The sequence below is a fragment of the Terrisporobacter muris genome, assembly GCF_024621905.1.
Classification (GTDB): Bacteria; Bacillota; Clostridia; order Peptostreptococcales; family Peptostreptococcaceae; genus Terrisporobacter; species Terrisporobacter muris.
In genome coordinates this window covers 1-5,329 of record NZ_JANKBY010000262.1, presented here as the reverse complement: position 1 = coordinate 5,329, position 5,329 = coordinate 1, and the positions used below count along the sequence as shown (strand labels likewise).

7 protein-coding genes are annotated in these 5,329 nt (G+C 25.5%); 6 read left to right on the top strand and 1 reads right to left on the bottom strand.

Translation table 11 applies throughout. From position 1 onward, the window contains the following. Positions 1-82 precede the first annotated feature (82 nt). The 6 genes from NSA58_RS15495 to NSA58_RS15470 all read left to right on the top strand — a co-directional run bounded on the left by NSA58_RS15495 (position 83) and on the right by NSA58_RS15470 (position 4,805). The gene (locus NSA58_RS15495) at positions 83-580 is read left to right on the top strand and encodes a hypothetical protein (protein ID WP_039678058.1); all 498 of its coding nucleotides are present in this window, start codon (positions 83-85) and stop codon (positions 578-580) included. 120 nt (positions 581-700) lie between these two features. Beyond that, positions 701-2,104, top strand: coding sequence for an MBOAT family O-acyltransferase (locus NSA58_RS15490; protein ID WP_074429625.1), 1,404 nt, complete (start codon positions 701-703; stop codon positions 2,102-2,104). A gap of 12 nt (positions 2,105-2,116) precedes the next feature. After that, positions 2,117-3,229, top strand: coding sequence for a DHHW family protein (locus tag NSA58_RS15485; protein WP_039678056.1), 1,113 nt, complete (start codon positions 2,117-2,119; stop codon positions 3,227-3,229). Positions 3,230-3,412: 183 nt separating this feature from the next. After that, positions 3,413-3,613: a helix-turn-helix transcriptional regulator gene (locus NSA58_RS15480; RefSeq protein WP_039678055.1), complete on the top strand. Its 201-nt coding sequence runs from the start codon at positions 3,413-3,415 to the stop codon at positions 3,611-3,613. A gap of 142 nt (positions 3,614-3,755) precedes the next feature. Continuing rightward, on the top strand, positions 3,756-4,187 hold the full coding sequence (locus tag NSA58_RS15475; RefSeq protein ID WP_039678054.1) for a DUF6442 family protein: 432 nt from the start codon (positions 3,756-3,758) through the stop codon (positions 4,185-4,187). 183 nt (positions 4,188-4,370) lie between these two features. After that, positions 4,371-4,805, top strand: coding sequence for a globin domain-containing protein (locus NSA58_RS15470; RefSeq protein ID WP_039678053.1), 435 nt, complete (start codon positions 4,371-4,373; stop codon positions 4,803-4,805). Positions 4,806-4,862: 57 nt separating this feature from the next. Here the strand turns inward: NSA58_RS15470 and NSA58_RS15465 are convergent, their stop codons facing one another. Beyond that, positions 4,863-5,258, bottom strand: a complete 396-nt coding sequence (locus tag NSA58_RS15465) for an RrF2 family transcriptional regulator (protein ID WP_039678052.1) — start codon at positions 5,256-5,258, stop codon at positions 4,863-4,865. Between the last annotated feature and the right edge of the window lie 71 nt (positions 5,259-5,329).

The following is a 5,329-nucleotide window of genomic DNA, read 5'->3' as shown; positions in this document are numbered from 1 at the left end:
TTATTATGTAACTTTTTGTAACTTGAACCTATCATAGACTATATGTTAGATTTAAATTATCACTAAATAAGGAGATAAATATATGAAAAAAATAATTACTATATTAATATCTACATTAATGATATTTTCATTAGTTGGATGTAGTTCAAACAAAGTTGAGAGAAATCCAGTTTTATCTGAAGATTTAACAAAAGTACTAGACAAAATTTACGAGACAGCAGATTTAGATGAGGAATTTAGAGCATCTTTAGAACATTACCAAACAGTAGAATTAAATGAAGAAAATATTCAAGGATATTTAGGAGATACGGATGTTAAATTTACTGAAGGAATAAGCTCAGCTCCTATGATGAGTTCAATACCTTATGAATTAGTGTTACTTAAATTAGATGAAAATGCTGATGTGGATGCTGTAAAATCAACTATAAAAGAAAATGCAAATCCAAGAAAATGGGTGTGCGTAGAGGCTGAAGAGGTAATAGTAGAAAGTATAGATAATACAGTGTTATTTTTAATGGCAAATAAAACAGAAGCAACTCCAATAAAAAATGCTTTTATGAGTTTAGCAGAAGCTAAATAGTAAATAATATAAATAATATCAATGGCCTGGAAATATAATTTTCAGGCCATTTTAGATTAAAGGGAATTAGCATTAAATTTTATTTCACAAGTCATAATAAAAATTTTTAGGAGGCAGAAATTGTTATTTTCAAGCATAAGTTTTTTATACTACTTTTTACCAGTAACGATAGTAGTCTACTTTATATCAAAAAATAAATATAAAAATTTAATATTGTTATTAGCTAGTTTGTTTTTCTATTTTTATGGAGAACCAGGATATACTTTATTAATGATAATTTCTGCTTTTAGTGGATATATTCATGGAGTTTTAATAGATAAATATAGAGAGACAAAGTATTCAAAAGTATTTTTAGTAAGCAGCTTAGTTATAAGTTTAGGAATTTTAATTGTGTTTAAGTATGGAAATTTTATAATAAGTAACATTAACTATATATCTTCTACAAATATAAAATTATTAAAGTTAGCACTTCCAATTGGAATCAGTTTTTATACATTCCAAATTTTAAGCTATGTTGTAGATGTGTATAGAAATGAAGCAAAGGTATGTAAAAGTTTTATTGACTTTGCTACCTATGTATGTTTATTTCCTCAACTTATTGCAGGACCAATAGTAAGATATACAACAATACAAGAAGAGTTGAATAATAGGGTTTATTCTTTTGAAAAATTTGCTTATGGTGTAAATAGATTTATTATAGGTCTTAGTAAAAAAGTAATCATAGCAAATAATTTAGGTATGTTAGTAGATGTTATAAACAGTAATACAGGGAAAAATATTTTATCTTACTGGATAGTAGCTATTGTTTTTCCGTTGCAAATTTATTATGATTTTTCAGGTTATAGTGACATGGCAATAGGACTTGGTAGAATGTTTGGTTTTCACTTTTTAGAGAACTTTAACTATCCTTATATTTCAAAAAGTATTACAGAGTTTTGGAGAAGATGGCATATATCATTGTCTAGTTTTTTTAGAGATTATGTGTACATTCAATTAGGAGGAAATAGAGTAAGCAAAAATAGATGGATATTTAATATATTTGCAGTATGGTGCCTTACTGGACTTTGGCATGGAGACAGTTGGAACTTTGTATTATGGGGGCTTTATTTCGCTGTACTACTAGTGATTGAAAAATTGCTTTTAAAAGATATAATAGAGAAGTTACCAAGTTTTTTACAACATATTTATGCTAAATTTTTTATAATAATAAGTTTTGTGATTTTTAATAATGAAAATATAAAAGATATGTTTAGTAGTTTGTATAATATGTTTAACTTCAGAGGATTACCTTTATACAACGAGTTTTCTGCATACTATTTAAAAAGCTATGCAGTGATTTTAGTAATAAGTATAATAGGAGCTACACCTGTATTAAAAAATATAATAGTAAAGGTAAGCAATAGATCAGCTGGAGAAAAATTTATATCCACAATAAATCCTATATTCAATATTATTTTATTAATAATAGTAACTTCTTATTTAATAGACGGTTCTTTTAATCCGTTTTTATATTTTAGATTTTAAGGAGGGATTAATATGAACATTAAATTAAAAAACATAATAATAAGTACAAGTTTTATTTTTATATTAGTTGGATTTATGGTGAGTAATATTTTCTCACAAGATAAAGAAATATCTTACGAAGAGAGACGAAAATTATCACAATTACCGAAATTCACTGTGGAGAAACTTGTAAAAGGTGAGTATTTTAAAGATATGGAAGAATATTTTTTGGATCAATTTCCATTAAGAGATAATTTTAGAAAAATTAAATCTTTTATTAATACTAATATCTTCAAAGAAAAAGATAATAATGATATCTATATAATAGATGAGAGTATTTATAAGATGGAATATCCATTAAGAGAGAAATCTATTTATAATAGTGCAATTTTATACAATAAAATAGCATCTATTTATTTCAAAAACTCAAATATTTACTATACTATAGTACCGGATAAAAATTATTTTGTACCTAAAGATAAAGGATATTTAAGCTTAGATTATGAAAAATTGATAGATATAATGAAGAAAAATACAAAAAATATGAAGTACATTGATATTATCAAAAACTTGAAAATAAATGATTATTATAATACGGATTTACATTGGAAGCAGGAAAAGATACTACCTGTAGCAGAAAATTTACTTACTGATATGAATAATAAAATTCCGGATTATAAATATGAAGAAAAGAAATTTGATTCTTTTTATGGATCTTATTATGGTCAATCTGCAACTAATATTAATCCAGATAAACTTGTTTATTTAAATAATAAAATAATTGAAGAGTGTAAAGTATATGACTTTGAAAAACAAGAATATATAAACGTTTATAATGATGAATACTTTAAAAATGTAGACTCCTATGATGTATATTTAGGAGGAGCTAAACCACTTTTAAGTATAGAAAATCCTAATAATACAAGTGGAAAGGAGCTTTATATATTTAGAGATTCTTTTGGAAGCAGCTTAGCACCATTGCTTATAAGTGAATATTCGAAGATAATTTTAGTAGATTTGAGGTATATAAATTCTACAGAATTTGAAAAATATATCAAGCCAAAGGAAGATAGTGATGTACTATTTATGTATAACACGCTAATTTTAAATAATAGTGATATAATTACTAAATTTTTTAGAAGTTAATTTGCGATATAGAAAAATTAATAATTCTATAAAATGTAGTTACTAAGAATGTAAACTTAGTAGCTACATTTTTTATATTTATAATCATAAAAATGTAAAGTATACTTGACATAGATAAATAATCTGTTATTATTAAAATATGTAAAGTAAGCTTTACGTATTTGGATAAGGAGTATATTATTTATGAACAATAGATTAGAAGAAATTAGGAAACAACGAGAAATAACACAAGAAGAGCTAGCTTCAGCGCTTGAAGTTTCTAGGCAGACTATTAGTTCTTTAGAAAAAGGAAGATATAACCCTTCTATCATTCTTGCTTTTAAAATAGCACGATACTTTAATATGCAAATTGAACAAATATTTATATATGAAGAGGAGCAATAATGAAAATTACACAAGTATGTTTATCGTAGCTTTAATAATTACTGCTAAGTTTACTCTCACTATAATTTATTCATTTTACTATAGTAATAAAATCTAAACGATAAATTTAAATGAAAAGTTTTATTATTAAGGGGGAAAAATAATGAAAAAGAATTGGAAAGATTATTGTTTTGTCATAATAGGGATACTGCTACTTGGTACTAGTTTATTTTGTATAAAAATTATATCTGATCCACAGGGAATCATGCAAACACTACCATATATTTGTGTGGGGGTGGGATGTGGAGTTTTTGGTCATGGAATAGGTAATATTGTAGGTGAAAAAGCTATAGCAAATAGCTCTGAGATTAAAAAACAATTAGATATTAATAAAAATGATGAGAGAAATATTGCAATTACTAATGGAGCAAAAGCTAAGGCGTATGACATGATGATTTACGTATTTGGAGCATTAATGATATCTTTTGCTCTTATGGAAGTGGATATGGTTGTTATACTGTTACTGGTATTTGCTTATTTATTTGTAGTTGCTTATGGTATTTATTACAGATATAAATACGATAAAAAAATGTAGATTAAAAAAGACTAAGTCCTGTAAAATAAGCTATTATAAAAACTTATTTTGCAGGACTACACTTATTTTATTTTAAAAATAAAAAGATTTAAAAAAAATGTTTAAAAGAGAAAAAAGCAAGGTATCTATATATTATATAAAATGTGCATACAAAATACACATTAAGAATGGAGGATTAAAATTATGTTAAGTCAAAAGACAATAGATATCGTAAAGAGTACAGTACCATCATTAAAGGAGCATGGATTAGAAATAACAACAACTTTCTATAAAACAATGTTCGAAAACAATCCAGAAGTAAAAGAAATGTTTAATATGGATAATCAAAAATCAGGATCACAACCAAAAGCTTTAGCTATGACAATTTTAGCAGCGGCTCAAAACATTGATAATTTAGAAGTTTTATTACCAGCAGTGAAAAAAATAGGACAAGTTCATGTTAATACAAATGTAAAGCCAGAACATTATCCAATAGTGGGGCAAAACTTATTAATAGCAATAAAAGAAGTTTTAGGAGATGCTGCAACTGATGAAGTTTTAAGTGCATGGGGTGAAGCTTATGGAGTTATAGCGCAAGTATTTATTGATGTAGAAAAGGATATATACGCAGGAAAATAAGTTTCAATTATAAATTAGATATAAAAAGGATGGATAGCCAATAGGTAATCCATCCTTTTAAAGTATATCCTCTAAAGTATATTCACTTAACTTAAGTTTAAAAGAATTAAGAGCATCATCTATAATTGGCTTTAATTTGCAAGAATCATTTATAGGGCAAGTATTACTCTCAAGAGAAAAACATTCAAGGATATTTAAGTTATCCTCAGTTATTTCAAGAAGTTTTCCTAAATTTATATCTTTAGGGTTCATACCTAATTTTATGCCGCCGTTTCTTCCCTTTGATGATGATATATAATTGTTTTTAGATAATTTATATACGATTTTCTTTATATGATGAGTTGATAAATCTAAAATAGATGATAGCTCATCAACAGTAGAAAGATTATCAGGATGATTACCTAAATACATTAATATTCGAAAGCTATAGTCTGTAAATTTTGATAAATACATTATAATCTCCTTTAATAAGATAGTTTTATATATGTATTATTATATAAATTTCCTATTATTAAATACAAGAT